This is a genomic window from Candidatus Alistipes pullistercoris (genome assembly GCF_027665465.1).
In the GTDB taxonomy this organism is placed as follows: domain Bacteria; phylum Bacteroidota; class Bacteroidia; order Bacteroidales; family Rikenellaceae; genus Alistipes_A; species Alistipes_A hominis.
In genome coordinates, this window is the sequence record NZ_JAQDED010000007.1 from 31,791 (window position 1) to 52,736 (window position 20,946).

The 20,946-nt window shown below is 56.6% G+C and carries 13 protein-coding genes; 5 read left to right on the forward strand and 8 right to left on the reverse strand.

Going from position 1 to position 20,946, the window contains the following annotated elements:
- The 4 genes from PGR91_RS10160 to PGR91_RS10175 all read right to left on the reverse strand — a co-directional run bounded on the left by PGR91_RS10160 (position 1) and on the right by PGR91_RS10175 (position 7,181).
- A complete protein-coding gene (locus PGR91_RS10160) occupies positions 1–972 on the reverse strand; it encodes an ROK family protein (RefSeq protein ID WP_118456806.1) in 972 nt (323 codons plus the stop codon).
- Between the two features lie 12 nt (positions 973–984).
- The gene (locus PGR91_RS10165) at positions 985–3,408 is read right to left on the reverse strand and encodes a glycoside hydrolase family 2 protein (protein ID WP_101572359.1); all 2,424 of its coding nucleotides are present in this window, start codon (positions 3,406–3,408) and stop codon (positions 985–987) included.
- A 27-nt stretch (positions 3,409–3,435) separates the two neighbouring features.
- Complete coding sequence (locus tag PGR91_RS10170; RefSeq protein ID WP_101572357.1) at positions 3,436–6,072, reverse strand: family 78 glycoside hydrolase catalytic domain; 2,637 nt, start codon at positions 6,070–6,072, stop codon at positions 3,436–3,438.
- Between the two features lie 86 nt (positions 6,073–6,158).
- Positions 6,159–7,181, reverse strand: a complete 1,023-nt coding sequence (locus tag PGR91_RS10175) for a LacI family DNA-binding transcriptional regulator (RefSeq protein WP_118656806.1) — start codon at positions 7,179–7,181, stop codon at positions 6,159–6,161.
- Positions 7,182–7,373: 192 nt separating this feature from the next.
- On the opposite strand from PGR91_RS10175, the gene PGR91_RS10180 reads away from it, so the two are divergent.
- A complete protein-coding gene (locus PGR91_RS10180) occupies positions 7,374–9,677 on the forward strand; it encodes a hypothetical protein (protein ID WP_118656805.1) in 2,304 nt (767 codons plus the stop codon).
- 117 nt (positions 9,678–9,794) lie between these two features.
- Here the strand turns inward: PGR91_RS10180 and PGR91_RS10185 are convergent, their stop codons facing one another.
- Positions 9,795–12,101, reverse strand: coding sequence for a PAS domain-containing protein (locus PGR91_RS10185; protein WP_118656803.1), 2,307 nt, complete (start codon positions 12,099–12,101; stop codon positions 9,795–9,797).
- Positions 12,102–12,364: 263 nt separating this feature from the next.
- On the reverse strand, positions 12,365–13,033 hold the full coding sequence (locus PGR91_RS10190) for a hypothetical protein (protein WP_055205327.1): 669 nt from the start codon (positions 13,031–13,033) through the stop codon (positions 12,365–12,367).
- Between the two features lie 202 nt (positions 13,034–13,235).
- Here PGR91_RS10190 and PGR91_RS10195 point away from each other — a divergent pair, with 202 nt between their 5' ends.
- The 4 genes from PGR91_RS10195 (at position 13,236) to guaA (ending at position 20,046) form a co-directional block, all read left to right on the forward strand.
- The gene (locus tag PGR91_RS10195) at positions 13,236–14,540 is read left to right on the forward strand and encodes an aspartate kinase (RefSeq protein WP_219618093.1); all 1,305 of its coding nucleotides are present in this window, start codon (positions 13,236–13,238) and stop codon (positions 14,538–14,540) included.
- Between the two features lie 2 nt (positions 14,541–14,542).
- Positions 14,543–15,700 (forward strand): diaminopimelate decarboxylase, encoded by a 1,158-nt coding sequence (lysA, locus tag PGR91_RS10200; protein ID WP_101572349.1) that lies wholly within the window; start codon positions 14,543–14,545, stop codon positions 15,698–15,700.
- A 326-nt stretch (positions 15,701–16,026) separates the two neighbouring features.
- Positions 16,027–18,489 (forward strand): phenylalanine--tRNA ligase subunit beta, encoded by a 2,463-nt coding sequence (gene pheT, locus PGR91_RS10205; RefSeq protein ID WP_118656801.1) that lies wholly within the window; start codon positions 16,027–16,029, stop codon positions 18,487–18,489.
- A 27-nt stretch (positions 18,490–18,516) separates the two neighbouring features.
- The gene (gene guaA / locus PGR91_RS10210; RefSeq protein ID WP_118656799.1) at positions 18,517–20,046 is read left to right on the forward strand and encodes a glutamine-hydrolyzing GMP synthase; all 1,530 of its coding nucleotides are present in this window, start codon (positions 18,517–18,519) and stop codon (positions 20,044–20,046) included.
- Positions 20,047–20,102: 56 nt separating this feature from the next.
- On the opposite strand, the gene PGR91_RS10215 is transcribed toward guaA, so the two are convergent.
- Positions 20,103–20,228 (reverse strand): hypothetical protein, encoded by a 126-nt coding sequence (locus PGR91_RS10215; protein ID WP_257937060.1) that lies wholly within the window; start codon positions 20,226–20,228, stop codon positions 20,103–20,105.
- Positions 20,229–20,281: 53 nt separating this feature from the next.
- Positions 20,282–20,944, reverse strand: coding sequence for a uracil-DNA glycosylase (gene ung / locus PGR91_RS10220; RefSeq protein WP_101572343.1), 663 nt, complete (start codon positions 20,942–20,944; stop codon positions 20,282–20,284).
- Between the last annotated feature and the right edge of the window lie 2 nt (positions 20,945–20,946).

A 20,946-nucleotide genomic window follows, 5' to 3' on the forward strand; every position in this document is an offset into this window, starting at 1 on the left:
TTATTCCTTTATTAAATCCGCGGCTACCGAAAGCGCCGCATAATCACCGATCTGTTCGCCGAGCGCAGCCGGACGGATCGAACAAACCCGCCGGGCGTGCGACAGCGCCTCGCGCTCGATCTCCCGCAGCACGAAAGGCTCCATCATCTCCCGGTTGCGCGTATAAATGCCCCCGATAACGATCACCTCCGGATTGATCAGGTCGATTACGATCGCAAGCCCGCGGCCGAGGTACGTAGCCGAAATCCGGTAGATCTCAAGAGCCAGCTCGTCGCCGGCAGCGGCCGCATCAGCCACGTCCCGAGCCGTAATCTCATCCAGTTGTCCGGGCGCGCACCAGCTTACCCGTTGGCCCATCTGATGCTTCTCGCTCACTTTGAACCGCGCGAGCTGCGCGATCCCGCCGCCGCTGGCGAATCCTTCGAACGAACCGCACTTACCGTAGCCGACCGGGCCGAAATCCGACAGACGGATATGCCCCAGCTCGCCGGCGTTGTCGTTCGTTCCGGCATAGAGCTTCCCGTCGAGGATCAACCCTGCGCCGAGCCCCGTGCCGAAAGTCAGAAAAGCCATGTTCCGCGCACCGATGCCGGCCCCGAATTTCCATTCGGCCAACGCGCAGGCGTTCGCATCGTTATGAATCCCCGTGCGGATACCGAAACGATCGCCCAACAACTTGACGATCGGGATGTTGTCCCAGCCAGGCAAATTCGGCGGCGACATCACTACGCCGGTACGGCTGTCGAGCGGACCGCCGCAACTGACTCCTATCGCGGCCGTATTGCCGGCCGTCAATCCGTTCTTTCGCATCACATCGTCCACTGCGCGGACGATGTTGGCGATCGTCTCGTCGACATCGGTCGTCGCAAACCGGATCTTCTCCCGGATATGCAGCTCGAAACCTTCCTTTTGCCCGTAGGTCACCGCACATTTGGTTCCCCCGACATCCACTCCGATGATATTCGTTTTCATGTCAACCGACCGCTATTTATCTTTGTTCGTATACATTTTCGTCTTGTCGAGCCATCCCTTGTACTCTTTCAGCTTGTAGGGCGGTTCGCCGTACAGGAAGTGGTTGCTGCAACTTTCGCCGTTCGCATCGTAACGGATCTGCAACATTCCCTGTCCCTTCATCACGGGCAGGTTCGAAACGCACTGCCGCCCGTTGGGGCCGACATTGTAGCTGCCCTTGAACACTTCCTTGCCGGTCGCCACGTCGGTAACCGTCACCGTCCCTTCGGCCGGAAGGCGCGTATCGTTCACCGCAACCAGCGGATAGGCCCCGTCGACCGGATCGTTGATCAGCAGGCAGACGTTTTTCTGCACGTTCTGCAGGAAATAGTAAGCCAACTTTTTCGAACCGTAATAGTCGACCACGGCGTCCGAAATGATCGGCCAGCCGTCGCGCACATTCCACCAGATAATGCCCGTACGTTCGAACTTACGACTGCGCCACATCTCGACGAAATACTTCATCGCCTCGGCCTGTACCGACTGCGATGCGAAAACGAAATCGTCCAAATCGTCCGGAACCGACCCGAACAGAATGTTCACCTGATTCAGCATCAGATTGTTGCGATCCATCGTCGGCCCCCACGCCTCGTAGCGGCGGGTCGACTTGGTGATCCATTCGTCGTTCCATTTACGGCCTTCGGTCCACGGATAGACGCCCTGTTTGGTCATCATCTTCTCGATGCTGCTGCGGTTCGGACAGCCGTGATAGCCGATCTCGCTGACGAACGTGCAGGGAGCCGTCGTGTAGAACTTGTCTTTGTAATATCCCCGCGGTCCCCACAAGTGGTTTTCGGGCAGGTATTGTTCGAGGCTCCCCTTCTCCCACACGGCTTCGCTGTAATAGGGCGAGCTGGGCAGGTAAGGGCGCGTCGGATCGAACTCATAAAGGACTTCGGGAATCACATGGCGCGAAACCTGGTCGCGGTTCGGATCGAGATGGAACGGCTGCAAGCGGCTCCAGAACAGATTCGCATCGTCCTCGTTGTTACCGGCCCACAATGCGAGAGACGGATGGTTACGCAGTTTCAACACGACCGAGGTGACCTCCTCGCGAAGCTGATCCAGGAAATCGGCGCGCTGCGGATAGAACGAGCATCCCATCGCGAAATCCTGCCAAACCAGAATGCCGTTCTCGTCGCACAGGTCGAAGAAGCGGGTATCCTCGTAAACGTTCCCGCCCCAGCAACGCACCATGTTACAATTGGCGTCGGTCACCAATTTCATCGCGCTCTCGTACTGCGCCGCGTCGCGACTGTGCAGCGCGTCGAGGGGAACCCAGTTCGTGCCGCGTACGAAAATTTTCTCGCCGTTGACGATAAAACAGAATTTTCCGCGCTCGTCGGGCAAATGAATATCTGAAAGATCGAGTTGCACGATACGCAGGCCGATCCGCTTGACATCCGTATCGAGCACCTGTCCGTCGGCGCCGATCAATTCGCCTTTGGCTTCGTACAGGGCCGGTTCTCCGTACCCCCGCGGCCACCACAGGTCGGCCTTTTCGAGGTTCACGACGATCCGTCCGGCATGCGCGAACAGCACTTGCTCGCCCCGGTAGGCTTCCTTGCCGTCACGCGTCAACGTAAAACGGACTTTCGCCTTGTCGTATTGATCGAAAGGCAGTCTCGTCTGGAAATCGACGAACAAACTCACGTTGCGCGAAGCCGTATCGACGTGCGTCGTCACCCAATTGACGTCGGTGAAACGCGCGGGATTGAGCGTGCGCAGTTCGACGCCGCGCCACAGTCCGGCGCTCACCAGACGGGGCATGATGTCCCAGCCGTACATGTGCGGCGCCTTGCGGATATAGACCGATTCTTCGGTCGCGAAATTACCCATGCTGAACGAGCCGAGCAGGTGATCCTGCGCGCCGAGCACAACCGGACGGATGATAACCTGTACCGTATTGCTGCCGCCCTGTTCGATCAGATCGGTCACGTCGAAACTGCGCTCGATCAGCATATCGGCCGACGAGCCCGCATGTTTGCCGTTGACCCAGACGTCGGCCAGGCAGTCGATCCCGCCGAACCAGAGTTCGGCGCGCTGTCCGGGCTCCAGTTTCGGAGCGTCGAACCGGCGCGTATAGCACCATTGATACCCCTCCCAGGCGCGCAGTTTGTTCACGTTGGCTCCGATCATCGGGTCGTCGATCAGGCCGGCGGCCAGCAGGTCGAGTTCGACGTTACCGGGCACCTTCGCAGGAATGGTTTTCACTTCGATCCCGGAAAGCGCCGCCGGATCGGTCACGGCTTTTTCGGGTTGGGGCCAGTAAGAGAGTTCCCACTCGCCGTCCAGCGAAACCGGAGCCGCCGGCGCAGTCGCGCCCGATGCGGACGCGACCGTCCCCAGCAACAACAACTGACTTAGACAAAATCCGAGTATTCGGTTCTTTTTCATCGTTTCGTTCTTTAAGTTTATCGTTTTTTAAAATTTGAATTCATGCACGCCGGCGGAAACCGGAATCTCTTTGTCCCCGACGATTACCGTCCCGGTCGTATTGACCGGAACATCGACGGTCAGCCGCACTTTTCCGCCGTCCCGCTTCCACTCGGAACGAATCGGGCCGTTGACCGAACGGTATTCGGCTTTCACCCAGTCGAGTCCCTCGACAAAATGGGGCCGGAAAAGAATGTGACGGAAACCGGGCTGCTGCGGATCGAAATTGATCCCGGCCAAGTCGTTATACATCCAGGCGCTGACATCGCCCAGGAACACGTGATTGATCGACGCGTCGCGGAACTCTTCGGAAAGCTGCCACGTTTCGGCCAGCGTCGTGAACCCGCGGTTGATCCACCCGCCCCACGACGGGCAGTCTTCCTGCGCCGCCATCCGGTACGCGAGGTCGGCATATCCGTATTTGGTCAACATCCGCAGCGCGAACTTGCTGCCGAGCATCCCGAAATCGAGGTGTCCGTTCGACGCTTCGACCGACTGTGCGAGCCGGTCGGCCACTCGCTGTTCGTACTGCTGCGGCACGAGCCCGAGCGCCAGCGCCGTCGCAAGGGCGGCCTGCGAACCGTTGGCATAGGTCGCGCTGTCGGCGTTGAAATATTTCTTATTGATCAATTCCTTAAGATTTTCCGCTTTTTTGGCATAGGCTGCTCCGTCGCGACCGGTCAGTTCCGCAAAACGCGTCATCAACGCCTGGTCGAGGTAATAGAAACAGGTGGTCGTGTAATCCGTCGGGGTCTGGGTCTTGTAGGGCACCCAATCGCCGATTCCGTAAGTCACCGTACCGTCCTGGTCTTCGCGCGCCTGCAAGTAACCCAGGTATTTTTCGCACACCGGGTACATTTTCTCGATCGCCCGCTTGTCGCCGTAATAGTCGTACAACGCATTCGGAATAATGAACATAGCCGCATCCCATACGGGGCCGATCCAGTCGGCGTAACCCCATCCCGAACTCGGGATAATCCCCGAGATGCTTCCGTCCTCGCGCTGGTTGTCGACGAAGTCGTCGAGCCATTTTTCATAGAAACGAATGCCGTCGAAGTTCAGCAGCGCCAGGTCGATCGAAATGTGCGCATCGGCCGTCCAACCGTTCTTTTCGCGCTGCGGGCAGTCGGTCGGGATGCTGTGCAGATTCGACAGGTAAGATTGGTTGGTGGCCTTCCAGATTTTGTTCATCAATTCGTTCGAGCAACTAAAAGTGCCGACCGGCTCGACAGCCGTATGCACGAACAAGGCCGTCAGACTCTCTTCGTTCAACTTCACGGGACGGTCGGATTTGACCTCGACATACTGGAAACCGTGATACGTAAAATCCGGCGTAAACGTCTCGACGCCTTCGCCCTTCAGCGTATAGGTATCGGTCTGGAAAGCGAGACCCGGCAACGGTTTGTAATAGATGTCGATATTCCCCATTTCGACGCGGCCGTTCGCTTTCTGCAATTCGCCGTGCTGCATCGTGATCTTCGTACCCTTCTCTCCCTGCACCGACAAACGGCATACTCCGGCCATGTTTTCGCCGAAATCGAAAACATACACCGTATCGCCGAACGATTTTACCGCAACCGGACGGATCTCGCGCGTCGCACGGATCGCCGGGGCGGTCTGCGCCACCAGCAGCGGTGACGGAGCCTCTATCTCGACGGCCGCGCTCCACGCCGCATCGTCGAAACCGGGTTCGTCCCAACCCGGAATCTCCAACCGGGCGTCATACGTATCGCCGCTGTAAATGTTGTTCTGCACGTACGGCCCGGTAGCCGTTTTCCACGTGCCGTCCGATGCGACGACCTGTTGCGAACCGTCCGCATAAACGATATGCAGCTCGCCGATCATCCGCGCCCGGTCGCGCCAGCGCGCGTTTTCGAAATCCCAGGTAGCGACCGGTGCGTCTTCGTTATAAAACCCGTTGCCGAGAACGGCCGAAAGCACGTTTTCGCCCGGAACGAGCAACCCGGTCACGTCATAGGTACCGTACAGGTTCCGTTTGTCGTAATGCGTATAACCCGGCTCAAGGCGGTTCGGCGTAACCGGCTTGCCGTTCAACCGCATCTTCCCGTAAGCCGCTGCGCTCATGTAAAGACGCGCGTCGCGTACCTCTCCGGTTACGTCGAACGATTTGCGCAGCATCGGCGCCGCAGCGAAGCGCTTGTCGTGTCCGTCGGTAATCCAGCGGGCCGTCCAGCCCGACAGGTCGGCCTGCGCCGTTTCGAAGCTGTCGACCGGCGACACGACGATCCGTCCGTCATCGCCCCAGGCCACTGCATTCCAATAATAACGGGTACGGGGCTCCAGCGGCTGCGGCGCGTCGTACTGCGCGAAACCGTTCACCGAAACGATCTCCGGAGAAGACCATACGTCGCCGTCGGCCAACGAATCGGCCAGCGCCGCTTTCGTCGAAGCGACGCGCACGCGGCAGCGCTGCTGCACGAAATCGTCGTCGCCCGTATAATTCCATGTAAACCGCGGCGGGGTATTCGCGCCGATTCCGATCGGGGAACTCATGTATTCGCACCGCATATCCGCGATTTCCGCCCGACGCTGCGCGCAGCCGGACAACAAAAACACCGTCAGCGCCGCCCCGGCGCAAACCGTATTTATCCGATATCCTGTCATAGTTTTTATTTTTAATTCCGGGGGCATTCCGACCCGGATAAAAGTTACTTAATCGTTTAAGTTTCTTGCCCTCAAAAAAAGTCCCGTCAATCCCGGAAGCAGAGTTCGCAGGGCAGCACGAGCGACTCAAACTCCCGATCGGCAGACCGAGACAGACCGCCCCGGTTCCGGATATCGCCCAGCAGCATCCGCACCGCGTTGCGCCCGATCTCCCCGACCGGCATCCGCGCCACGTTCATCGCAGGAGCCAACACGCTCATCGCAGGCACCTCGTGAATACAGGCCAGCCCGTAACCGTCGTTGATGTCGATCCGGCGGCCGTGGAAATAACGGAACGCCTCGAGCGCCAGGATATGGGTCGTAAAGAAAAAACCGTCCACGTCGGGCGCCTTGGCGAAAATCCGGTCGAGCGCGCGGAACACGTTCTCTTCGTAACCGACGAACGCCGCCTCGCCGTACAGGTCGGGATCGACAGGAAGACCGGCTTCCGTCAGCGCCCGGGCATAGCCGGCACGCCGCTGATCCATCGTGGTCAGATGCGGGTTGGTCGTCACGATGGCGATCCGGCGGGCTCCCCGCTCGATCAGGTGGCTCACCAACCGGTAGCTGCTCTGTTCGTTGTCGATAATTATATAATGGGTTTTCAGTTCCGAAAAATAACGGTCGAAAACGACCAGCGGGAACGCGTCGTCGACCAACTGCCGGATCTCCGTCTTCGAAATCTTGGTCGGGGCCAGAATGATCCCGTCGACCTGCTTGGCGCGGAACATCCGGATCATCCGGTTCTCCCGCTCGCCTTCGGACTCCGAACTGCATATCATCAGCGAATAGCCGTGCCGTTCGGCTTCCATCTCGACCTCGCGGGCGACCTGCGAATAAAACGAGTCGGAAATGGAAGGAAGGATCAGGCCGATCGTGCTGGATACCCCGGTATTCAGGCTGCGGGCCAGTAGATTGGGCTGATAGTTCATCCGCCGGGCGCACTGCTTGACCCTCTCCTGAGTCGCCGGGCTGATTCCACGCTCATTCCCACGGCCCGAAAGCACCCACGAAACGGTCGTTTTCGACAGGCGAAGCTCTTCGGCAATATCTTTCAGCGAAGTTTTCATACGATCGGAAAAACGGGATATGCGATCCCGAATCGGCTTTTAAATCACTTAATCGGTTAAATCCGCACTAAATTACTTCTTTTTCTCAAAATAACAAATTAAATCGCAAAAAAACGGAACAAAATGGATATTTTTTTTCGGAAATCTGTCCTATTTATTTATTACATTTGACAAACCTAAAACTTAATCCGCATGAAAAAAACTATTTACAGGATTATCGCTCTATCGTTGCTGCTGGCGCCCGGCGGCGCAACGGCGGAAAACGCCCGGACGCGTCTCTGCGGAGACGGATGGTTCGAAATGCCGTTCCGACCCTCGCCGGAGAATCCGCAAGGCGAATACATCTATTTCGTCGGAGGATACAACTCGGAAGACCGCGGCACCCCGCCCTGGGGCAGTCTCGTGGAATCGGAAAATCTGTTTATCGGCGACCGGGCTGGAGAGATCGTGATCGCCTACACGGACGGAACCGCCGACGTCATTCCGCTGATCTTCGGATACACCATGTGGTTCAAGGCCAACTGGCGCGACGGAGGAGCCCCGTTCAAAACGGAGGAAGCCGAACCGGGAATGACGGCCTGCCTGCAAAAAGCGCTTCATCTGCAGGGCGGTTTCGAAGGGAACGACCAGATCGCCTTCAAGGTGAAAATACAAAACAAACCGATCCGCGAAATCCGGCTCGCCGACAATCCCGGCAAGACGGGGGAACCGGTGTTCGACGGCGGATACCTGCTCCGTTCGGACGAACGGAAAACGCTCTCCGGCGGCAAACCGGTCGACGCAGCCGATCCGTTTTTCGATACGCATACGATCGACAGCCGCCGCCCGGACACGATGAGCCGCGAAATCGAACGGATGCGCCGACGCCTTTACACTTTCGAAAGCGATTTTAAAAAGGTGCCCGCCTTCAAGTATCCCGAGACCTACGACCGCGTCCGGATCACGTTTACCGGCGACCGGTTCGCCGATATTCTGACGCAGGTCTATTATTATAATGTCGAGGATATCCTGACCAAAATGCGCGACGACGGCATGATCGACGAGAGTTCGCCGGGCGCTCCGTCGTGGCGGTACGACGGTTTCGGAACCTGGGTTCCGCAGGCGAACAGCTACTGCGGAGCGATGTATTCGCGGAACCGGGCGCTGGGAATCCTCTCCTACATGGATCTGCTCCCGAAAACGCTGAAATCGGTCGATTTCCTGCACAAATGCCTGATGTATTACCCGGACAACGGGCTGACGATGCTCGGCAAGCGGATTCCGGGACACTGGAGCGTCATCCCGAACAAACCGATGGAATACTCGAAAGTGCTCGTCGTGGTGGCCAACTGGCCGACGCAGTACACGAAAGAACTTTTCGGCGACGACTACCAGAACTTCGGCAACAGCGAGCCGGACGGGCACGGACTGACGATGATGAGCATCGCCAACGTATGGCTCAACAGCGGAGCCGACCCGCAGTGGGTGCTCGACAACTGGACATACATCAACGAAGCGGTGCACTACATCGACTGGGCGATGAAAAATCCCGACGTCTCGTTCAACAAGGACGGGCTGATGTACGGCGAAACGGAAGCCGCCATGATGGACTATACGATGTTCGCCAACATCCCGTGCTGCCTCGGCGTGCGGATGTACGCCGAAATGGCGCAGGCGGCCGGCAAAACCCGCGAAGCGGCGGCATGGACCGGACTGGCCGACCGGATGGAACAGGCGATCCTCGCCGGATTCTCCGACGGCAGGCAATGGAATCCGGAGAAATTCGGTTTTTTCCACGACCCGTCGATGTCGCTATACGCCGATTACGCAGGCTATGACGTACAACGCGACGCTCCGGCCGGGTGGTACGAACTCTGCGAAAACACCTACCGCACCGACCTCGACCGCTACATAGGCGATACGTTCCTCGGTCCGCGCGGACTCGGCTACGACCACAATATCATTACCCAGACCTCGATGCTGCTCGACCGGAGCGATGATTACGGCAAATTTCTTACAAACCTGTCGAAACTCTGTTACAGCCCGCGGCTGCCGAAGCCGTTCATCGTACCGGAAGGCGCATCGTACAGCCGTGAGCAAGGGATGTACCGCCGGCAGGGCGATCTCGGCAATTTCGTGCAGCAGAACGAAACCGTCCGGACGATCCTGATGGCGGCCGGCACCTCGAAGGCGCAAGGCAACGTGGTCAAGATCATGCCCCGGCTGCCGAAAACATGGAACGTCGAAGTAAACGGCCTGACCGTTCCCGGCAGCGAAGCGAAAATCAACTACCGGGCGACCTGTCCGAAAAATAACGTGCAAACCGCGTCGTTCTCGATCGAAAACAAAGGAAACCTGGATACGCTGAAATTCAGGGCCGGACCGTTCACGTGCGACCGGGTTACCGTGAACGGCACGGTCGTCCGCACCGAACCGGCCGGAGACGCGCGATGGGCATGGATTACCGTCGACCGGTTGCAGAACGGTCAGAAGTACACGTTCAATATCCGGCCGTAACCGGCCGTACCAAACAGAAAAGGCGGGATAAATCTCCCGCCTTTTCTGTCACAACCCAAAATCAATATTTTACAAACCAGCCGCTTACAGCCGAGACAAACATCGGACCAAAAAGAATCAGCACTTCCGGTAAGGAAAATTAAACCGGAATATCGAACCTTCGCCCAGTTTCGATTCGGCCCATATTTTCCCATGCTGACGTTCGACGATCATCCGGCAGATGGCCAACCCGAGCCCCGTCCCCGCAATGAATGAATTCAACTTCGTGAAGCGGGTGAAAATCGTGCTCAATTTGTCCTCGGGGATTCCCAGACCGGTATCCGCCACGTAAAACTCGATCCGATCCTCCTTGAGCTGATATCCGTAACGGATAAACCCTTCTTTGGTAAATTTGATCGCGTTGGTAATCAGGTTGACGATCACCTGCGACAACCGGCCCGGATCGCAAAGCGTCACCAGATTGTCGAAAGCGCCCTCGAATACCAGTTGCACGCCCGGAGCCGTCTTCTCGATCAGCGTGCAGTAAATATTCTGGCACAGATCGGTCAGGTTCGCCGGGATGTCCACGAACTCAATGGTTCCCGCCTCGATCTTCGACAGGTCGAGGATGTCGTTGATCAACATCAGCAGTTGATCGGAATTGGTGTCGATGATATTGATGATCGAAGCGCGCTCCATCTTGTCGGTAATTTCGGGCAGTATCTTGGCAAAGCCGACGATGGCATTCAGCGGCGTCCGGATTTCGTGGCTCATGTTGGCCAGGAAAGCGGTTTTCAACTGGTCGGACTGTTCGGCCTTCACTTTGGCTTCGAGCAACTCGGTCTCGATCACCTTGCGTTCGGTAATATCCCACGAAATCCCCATCAGCAACGGTAACCTGCGTTCCTCGACCGGAACCAGCATCTTCACCGTATTGACGATCCGCTTCTGGCCGGTTACGACGGAATACTCCTCTTCGAAAGGCGGCAACTCGCCCCGCTTCAACAATTCGAGATCGTCGCGCTGGAAATGAGCCGCATCGGCCGGATTCGGAAAAATTTCGAAATCGGTCTTCCCGATCACCTGCGAAGCCGGGATTCCCGAATGCTTGACGAACGACTGGTTCCAGTACAGATAGCGGAACTCGTCGTTCGGGTCTTTCACGAACAGGTATACCGGGATATTATCGAGAATCGCTTCCATCAGCCGGTTCAGTTCTTTCAACTCGTTCCCTTGTCTGACTCGCTCGGTAACGTCCCGACAGAAAAACCAGACGACCTTCTGATCCGAAAACGAATCGTCCAACAGGTAAACCATCGACTCCATCGTGATCGACTCGCCGTCGGGCAATTCGTAGGAGCACGTATTCTGCAACACCCCGCCGTTCCGCCGCAACCTATCGACCAGGGCCTCGAAACCGTCCGGAGCATACTGTCCCTCTTTGAGATCGTTCAGACTATATTTCGCGACGTCGTCCGTAATCCGATGGTGCGACAGGAACGTCCGGTTGGCAAAACGGAACATGCCGTCCAGCGAACAGCAGAAAATCTCTTCGCTGGCATTATTCACCGCATATTTCAGGATTTCCAGTTCATGGTAACGCTCGATAATCGGCGTTACGTCTTGCACGTACCCTTCGACGACGCGATGTCCTTTTTCGACGGACTCCCGAAGAACCCGGTGACGCAGGTATTTGACTTTGTCGTCGGTAACGATCCGAAACTCGATGTAATCTTTTTCTCCCAGCTCCGGATTATAATGCAGCAACTGGCGCGCTTTTTCACGGTCGTCCGGATGGACGAAATGCTCGAAATAGTAGTCGGCATTCACAGAATCGGCTCCGCTCTCCCGTTCCAGCAGTACCGGCAGGATATCCGGGGCATAAAATTCGTTGGTTTCCGAATAATAGAACCAATACCCGAGCGAAACCACCTGCTCGATCAGCTTCATCCGCTTGTTGGCGTCGTTCATCGCCTTTTGGGTACGCACCGCCTCGGTGATATCCCGGCACATACACAACACTTTGTCCCGGTCGAGCGGCCAGATCCGGTTTTCGTAATGCCGGAGTTCGCCGTCCACGGTCAGGTCGTGCCGCCCGGTAGAACCTCTTTTCGTTTCGAGCACGTGATCCAGATTGGCCCGCACGTTTCGATAAGCCTCCTCCGGCAACAGCTCCCGGATATTCATCCCGATGAACCGTTCGGACGGAACGCCCACATGATTGGTCTCTTCGGACGAAATCAGCTCCGTAATAACCCCCGAATTGGTCCACACCGTCATCATATCGGGCAAGGTATCCAATATCCGATCCGCGTATTTGGCCCGGGTTTGTTCGGCGGCGCCGTCGACGGCGCCGGAAGTACGACGATTCAGTTGTGTGCGAAGCTTCTCGTTTTCCGTTTCCAGTTCCTGAATTCTTTTCAGCAATTGCTCTTCCCTGACCATCCTTGTCCGTGTGAATAAATTAATCTGCTATAACTAATTTTACAAATATACAACTTCGTAATGAGAATCATCGGAAATTCGTGAAAAAGTTCACTTTTTTATAGTCCCGCAATCCTCTTGCAGATACATATTTACATCCTAAAATAACGCAAAACGTCGCCACCGGCGCATTCCCGGCCCGAAAACTTCGGAACAATCGGCTCGTTCGCTTACCGTCCAGACCTTTTTATATTATTCGCCTTATTCGCCGAAAACGGAATCATTCAGACGCCGACCTGACGTTTGGCCTCCATCAGGATCGTAAATGCCCGGTGAATGTCCTCGTCGCCGATCACGACGGTAAACTCGTTGGTCGTACTGATTACCTCCGCAATATTGATATTGTCCCACGCCAGCTCCTTGAAAATATAGTAATAGACGCCCGGACAGATGGTGTTTTCGGCCGGCAGCTTCACCGTAATCGACGAAAGGTTCTCGGTTTTGGCGATCTCGGTCTCTTCGGCGAAAATTTCGTCCACCAACTTGACGATCGAACTGCTCACGACGAGGGTCGTCTCGTAGATCCCCTGCGAAAAAGTGCAAAACACGTCCTTCATCGCCCGCACGCGGTCGAGCAGCTTGGCCTGCCGTTCGTAAAGGGTCGGGGAGTTGACGAAAGCGTAATCGGCCAGGTTCGAGCGCACGATGATGTCCCCGATGTTTTCGACCACCTTTTTGAACTTCATCGCCGACATCAACTCCAGACGCGGAACCAGCCTGTTCAGCGCCATGATGACGGCGCTGTCGTTTACCTCCTTTCCTACTTTTTTCTCTATTTCGGGCTTCAGTTGCCGGGCCAACGCCGAAAGATTGACCAATCCTTCGACGAGCGCGCCTTCCAGAAAAGGCTTCTTTTTGATCACCTCTTCGACCGCATTCGGAATCGTGAGCATATCGTTATTTTTTATGTGACAATACCAACCGGATCCGTCGCCGCACAGGACGCTTCCCTGCCCGGGCCGTGTCTAATTTTTCACTCCGACCCGCTTTGTTGCAAAAAAAATAAAATTACCCGATAAAAACAAACAATTCATTCTATTTTTGTGCGAAAAATAAATTCTTGTTTGATTTTACAACTTATTGATTGTTTTTATGATTAAAGTGTTGAAATTCGGAGGCACGTCGGTGGGTTCGGCCGCGAATATGAAGAAAGTAGCCGAAGTAGTCCGTCACGAAGGAGCGAGGATCACGGTGCTGTCGGCGATGTCGGGCACGACCGACGCTCTGGTGAAGATCGTGGCGGCAGCCGCAGCCGGAGACCGGGACACGGTGGAAAGCCAGCTCGCGATGTTGACCGATAAATATACGACCTGCATCGACGGGGTGCTCGGCGCGCACCGAGACGAGGCCCTCGGACGGATGAAAGCCGCCTTTGAACTGATTCGCAGCGAAGTCGGCGCATTCCGCGAATACACTTCCGAACGCACGATCATCGCGCAGGGCGAACTACTGACCTCGGCGATTTTCACGCTGTACCTGAACGAAACCGGCATGAAGGCCGTATGCCTAAACTCGCCCGACTTCATGGTGACCGACGAAGACGGGAAAGTAGATACTTGCCGTCTGAGGGAAGCGCTGGCTCCGGTAGCGGCCGACCAGGATACTTTCTACGTGGCGCAGGGTTTCATCTGTACGAACAACCGAAGCGAAATCGACAACCTCGGACGCGGCGGCAGCGATTACAGCGCGGCGCTGATGGGCGCGGCGATCGACGCGAACGAAGTGCAGATATGGACCGACATCGACGGAATGCACAACAACGATCCGCGCATCGTTGACCACACCCACCCGATCCGAAACATGAGCTTCGACGAGGCGGCCGAACTGGCTTACTTCGGGGCGAAGATCCTGCACCCGGCGACCATACAGCCCTGCAAAGACAAAGGGATCGCCGTGCTGCTGAAAAATACGATGGACCCGAAAGCCCCGGGCACGACGATTTCCGACCGCGACGACGATTCGAAATCGTTCCACGCGGTGGCCGCCAAAGACGGAATCACCGTGATCCGTATCCACTCGGCGCGTATGCTGATGGCCTACGGCTTCCTGCGTAAGGTATTCGAGATTTTCGAACAGTACCGCACGCCGATCGACATGATTACCACGTCCGAAGTGGCCGTATCGCTGACGGTCGACAACGACAAGCACATCGACGAAATCGTCGCCGAACTCGAAAAGCTCGGCACGATCGAGATCGAACGCAACAATTCGATCGTGTGCGTCGTCGGACGAATGGAACACGGCGACGCGGGACTGGCCGCCAGCGTTTTCAAAAGCGTCCAGTCGATTCCGATCAAAATGATCTCGTACGGGGCAAGCCACCGCAGCCTGGCGATGCTGATCAGCACCGAATACAAGAAACAAACCTTGCAATCCCTTAACGACGGACTTTTCGAATAATTATGAGCGCACGAAATTACATCAAACAGTTAGCGGAACTGCCCACGCCGTTCTATTTTTACGACATGGAACTGCTAAACCGCACACTGAACAAGGCGACCGAAGCGTCATCGCGTTACGGCTATAAAATACATTATGCGCTGAAATCGAACTTCGACCCGCGCATCGTCGAAGCCGTGCGCCGCGCCGGCATGGGCATGGACTGCGTCAGCGGCAACGAGGTGCGGATGGCCGTCGAAAACGGGTTTGCGGCATCGGAGATCGTATTCGCCGGCGTCGGCAAAACCGACCGGGAGATCGAATACGCGCTCGGCCAGGAAATCTTCTCGTTCAACTGCGAATCGTTGCACGAATTGCAAGTCATCAACGAAATCGCCGGACGAATGGGCAAAAAGGCGCGAATCGCGCTTCGGATCAACCCCGACGTCGATCCGAAAACGCACCGCTACATCACCACCGGCAAAGCGGATAACAAATTCGGCATCTCGTACGACGAAATCGACGCGGCGATCGCTTCGCTCGAAAAACTCGCAAACCTCGAAATCGTCGGGCTGCACTTCCACATCGGCTCGCAGATCCGCGATATGCAGGTGTTCGAAACGTTCAGCAAACGGGTATTCGACATCAAGGAGTGGTTCCGCGAAAAGGGCATCGTTTTGAAACACCTCAACATGGGCGGCGGACTCGGCATCGACTACGACGACCCCGACCGGGAACCGATGCCCGACTTCGAAACCTATTTCGACATCTTCCACCGCAACCTGAAAATCGACGAAGGCCAGACCGTGCATTTCGAACTGGGCCGCTCGCTGGTCGCGCAGTGCGGCGAATTGATTACGCGCGCGCTTTACAACAAAGAAACGTCGGCCGGTACGAAGATCGTGATCGTCGACGCAGGAATGACCGACCTGATCCGGCCGGCCCTGTACGGCGCGAAACACAAGATCGAAAACCTGACTTCCGCGACCGGGAGCGAAAAATATACGATCGGCGGCCCGATCTGCGAATCGTCGGATATTTTCGGCCGCGACGTCGAACTGCCGGTCACCTCGCGCGGAGACCTGCTGACGCTGCGTTCGGCAGGGGCTTACGGCATGGCGATGGCATCGCGCTACAATCTGCAGGATCTGCCCGGAGCCGTATACAGCGATAAACTATAAAAACATATTTTTATAAACTACCTAATAAAGCGCTCATTCATAGCGCTTTATTTTTTGATGTGCGATTCTCCGTTCGGAAGCACCTCGGTGACGACGGAACCCGGTATCGCTGCCGGAGCTTGTGAAGATAAGGAATGAGCCGCCGCCGTCCGATACGAATTATCCGCATTTATCGCCGGGCGTACCCGCTGAAATTAGATACTTTGTAAAACTTTTCGTAACTTTCGCACCTATTTCAGGCGACCGGAACACCGGCCGATTTCCGGAGGAAAGCCCGACTGCCCGAAACAATCGACGACAAATTAAAAGGAAAACAAGATAGAACGATGAAAATTTCATTGAACTGGCTGAAAGCCTATATCAAAACCAACCTGAACGCCGAACAGATCTCCCGGACACTGACCCAGATCGGACTCGAAGTCGAGGGATTCGAAAAAGCGGAATCGATCCGCGGGGGACTCGCCGGACTGGTCGTCGGCGAAGTGCTGACCTGCGACAAACACCCGGACGCCGACAAACTGCACGTAACGACGGTCGACCTCGGCGACGGGCAGCCGACCCAGATCGTATGCGGCGCGCCGAACGTAGCGGCCGGACAGAAAGTGGTCGTAGCGACGATCAACGCCATGCTGTATCCGACCGGCGAAGAGAACGGCTTCAAGATCAAAAAAAGTAAAATCCGCGGCGTCGAATCATTCGGTATGCTGTGCGCCGAAGACGAGATCGGCGTGGGAACGAGCCACGAAGGAATCATCGTACTGCCGGCCGACGTGAAAGCGGGAACTCCGGCGAAAGAATATTTCCAATTGGAAGACGATTACCTGCTCGAAATCGGCCTGACGCCGAACCGGGCCGACGCGATGTCGCACTACGGCGTAGCGCGCGACCTGGCCGTCTACCTGAAGGCCAACGACATCCCGCACGAACTGATCCTGCCTGCGGTCGACGCGTTCGGCCGGGACAACGATTCGAAAACCATCGCCGTGGAGGTAGCCGATTCCGAAGCCGCGCCGCGTTACATGGGCGTAACGATGACCGGAATCAAAATCGCGCCTTCGCCGGACTGGTTGCAACAACGCCTGCGAGCTATCGGCATTAACCCGAAAAACAACGTGGTCGACATCACGAACTTCATTTTACACGAAACCGGACAACCGTTGCACGCATTCGACGCGGCGAAAATCAAAGGAGACAAAATCGTCGTGAGAACCTGCCCGGAAGGGACGCCGTTCGTTACGCTGGACGGTGTGGAACGCAAACTGTCGGCCGAAGACCTGATGATCTGCAACGCCGAAGGGCCGATGTGTATCGCCGGCGTGTTCGGCGGACTCGACTCGGGCGTATCGGACTCGACGACCGAAGTATTTATCGAGAGCGCCTATTTCAACCCTGTCTGGATCCGCAAAACGGCCAAACGCCACGGACTGAGTACCGACGCGTCGTTCCGCTACGAACGCGGAATCGACCCGGACATGACGCCTTACGCGCTCAGGCGCGCCGCGCTGCTGATCCGCGAACTGGCCGGAGGCGTCGTTACTTCGGCCGTAACCGACATCTACCCGGTGCGGATCGAGCCGTTCCGGTTCGAGGTGTCGTACGACCGGATCGTCCGGCTGATCGGCAAAGCGATCCCGGAGACGACCGTCCGGAAAATCATCGACGCGCTCGGCGTGACGATCGAATCGGAACGCGACGGCGCATGGCAGGTCTGCGTACCGCCTTACCGCGTCGACGTGCGGCGCGAGGCCGACCTCGTGGAAGACATCCTGCGGATTTACGGCTACGACAACGTAGAGATCCCGATGCACGTCAACTCGACGCTCTCCTACGCTCCGAAGCCGAACCGCGACAAGCTGATCAACATGCTCTCCGATACGCTGAGCGCCAACGGATTTTTAGAGATTATGAGTAATTCGCTGACTAAAGCGGCCTATTACGAAAACTTATCGGCCTACAAAGCCGAAAATTGCGTGCAGATTCTCAACCCGCTCAGCAACGACCTGAGCGTAATGCGTCAAACACTGTTGTTCAACGCAATGGAGGCGATCCAACTGAACGTCAACCGCCGCAACGGAGACCTGAAAATCTACGAATTCGGCAACTGCTACTCTTACGATCCGGCAAAAGCCGAAGAGGGAGGGCTCGCGCCGTACAGCCAGCGGGCAATGGTTTCGATGGCCATAACCGGCGCAGACCACGCGGCTTCGTGGAACGTTCAATCGCAGCCGAGCACTTTTTACACGCTACGGAGCGCGGCTGAAAAAGTGCTGAAAAAATTCGGTGTCGACCTGAACGACGCGACCACCGAACCGCTCGACAGCGACCTGTATGCCGAAGCGGTCCGCTGCAAATTCAACGGCAGACAACCGCTGCTCGAAATGGGCGTCGTGTCGCGGAAGATCCGCAACCTGTTCGACGTTAAAGCGGACGTTTATTACCTCGAACTGAATTTCGACGCGCTGGTCAAACTGACCCGAAACCATACGGTCACGGTCAGCGAACTGCCAAAATACCCGGAAGTGAAACGCGACCTGGCACTGCTCGTGGACAAGAGCGTCAACTTCGCGCAACTGCGCAGGATTGCTTTCGCGACCGAGAAAAAACTATTGAAGAGCGTATCGCTGTTCGACGTATACGAGGGCGACAAGCTGCCGGAAGGCAAAAAATCGTACGCGCTGAGTTTCGTCCTCGAAGACCGTGAAAAAACGCTGACCGACCAAGTGATCGACCGGACGATGGGCAATCTGATCCGCGAATTCGAACGGCAGGCCGGAGCGCAGATCCGCTAAACGCACGAAAAACACATCTAACAGAATATGCAGGAAAAAATCTTGATTCTCGATTTCGGTTCACAGTACACGCAGCTGATCGCACGCCGCGTGCGCGAGCTGAACGTCTATTGCGAAATCCATCCGTACAACCACTTCCCTCAGCCGGACGAATCGGTCAGAGGAGTGATCCTCTCCGGAAGTCCTTATTCGGTACGGGACGCCCAGGCGCCTCAGGCAGACCTGTCGGCGATCAAGGGACGCCTTCCGATGCTGGGCGTCTGCTACGGGGCCCAGTACCTGTCGCAACAATTCGGCGGCGAGGTAAGACCATCGGCCACAAGGGAATACGGACGCGCGATACTATCGAAAGTCGTTGCGAACAACCCGCTGATCGCAGGCCTTTCGGACAGGACGCAAGTATGGATGTCGCACGGAGATACGATCGTGAAGATTCCGGAAAACTACCGCATCATCGCCAGCACGGACACCGTTCCGGTCGCCGCCTTCCAGATCGAAGGCGAACAGACCTGGGGCATCCAGTTTCACCCGGAAGTGTACCATTCGACCGAAGGCAAACAACTGCTGAAACATTTCGTCGTGGATATCTGCGGCTGCCGCCAACAGTGGACGCCCGACTCGTTCATCGAATCGACCGTCCGCGAACTGCGCGACAAGATCAAAGGCGACAAGGTATTGCTGGGACTCTCCGGCGGCGTCGATTCGTCGGTGGCGGCCGAACTGCTGCACAAAGCGGTAGGCGATCAGTTGGTCTGCATCTTCGTCGATATGGGCCTGCTTCGCAAAGACGAATTCGAATCGGTGCTGAAATCCTACGAGTCGATGGGACTGAACGTAATCGGCGTACGGGCCGGCGATAAATTCCTCGCCGACCTGGCCGGCGTGACCGACCCGGAAAAGAAACGGAAGATTATCGGCCGCGATTTCATCGAAGTATTCGACGCCGAGGCGCAGAAACTGACCGACGTGAAGTGGCTCGCCCAGGGAACGATCTATCCCGACGTGATCGAATCGATCTCGGTCAACGGCCCGTCGGCGACGATCAAATCGCACCACAACGTAGGGGGGCTGCCCGAAAAGATGAACCTCAAAATCGTCGAACCGCTGCGACTGCTGTTCAAGGACGAAGTACGCCGCGTGGGACGCCAGTTGAACGTTCCGGCGGATATCCTCGGGCGCCATCCGTTCCCGGGGCCGGGACTCGGCATCCGTATCCTCGGCGAAGTGACGGCCGAGAAAGTCCGTATCCTGCAAGAAGCCGATAAAATCTTTATCGACGGACTGAAAGAGTCGGGACTGTACGATCAGGTCTGGCAGGCGGGCGTGATGCTGCTGCCGGTTCAGTCGGTCGGCGTGATGGGCGACGAACGCACTTATGAAAACTGCGTAGCGCTGCGCGCGGTCACCTCGACGGACGGCATGACCGCCGACTGGGTACACCTGCCCTACGATTTTCTCGCTAAAGTCTCGAACGACATCATCAACCGCGTAAAAGGAATCAATCGCGTCGTTTACGACATCAGTTCGAAACCGCCCGCAACGATCGAGTGGGAATAGGACGATTCACCGAATCAAACGCCCGGACGTTCATACAGGAACGATCCGGGCGCTTTTCATTCGGTCAGCGCGGCAGGCCAATTCGGATCGTTCGCATCGGCCGTAGCCAAACGAATGTCGTAAACGATGCCGTCGCCGCAATAAGTGTAGTACAGATAAATCGGTCCGTCCTTAACGACCATGCAGGAGCCTCCGGTCCCGTAAGCCGCTTTATGAATTAATTCGTTCGTACCCGCTACCAGCGGATCGGTGTCCTTCCGATACTTTGCAGGTATTGATTCGCCTGACTGAAATGACGGCACCCGAAAAAGCCCCGGTAAGCCGACAGCGGGGACGGATGCACGGTCTTCAGGATACAATTCCGCTGCGGATCGACCATCGACGCCTTACGCTGGGCGTAAGACCCCCACAGCATGTAGACAATCCCCTGTTTTTGCCGCGCGATAGCCTGTACGACGGCATCGGTAAACTGCTCCCACCCTTTTCCGGCATGCGAAGTCGCCTCGTGGGCGCGCACCGTCAACACGGCGTTCAACAGCAACACACCCTGTTCGGCCCAACGGTCGAGGTTGCCGCTCTGCGGAACCGGCGTCCCCGTATCGGCGTTCACCTCCTGGAAAATATTGACCAGCGACGGCGGAAACTGCACCCCGTCGTTTACAGAGAAACACAGGCCGTTGGCCTGCCCGACGCCGTGATAAGGGTCCTGCCCGATAATCACGACCTTCAGATCGTCCGGATCGCACTTATCGAACGCCCGGAAAATATTTTTCCCGGCGGGAAAAACCTGCCTCGTGGCATATTCCTGTTTGACGAACGCGGCAAGCTGCTCGAAATAGGGTTTCTCAAACTCCGCTCCGATCAGATCTTTCCACCGCGGAGCTATCTTTACGTTCATAT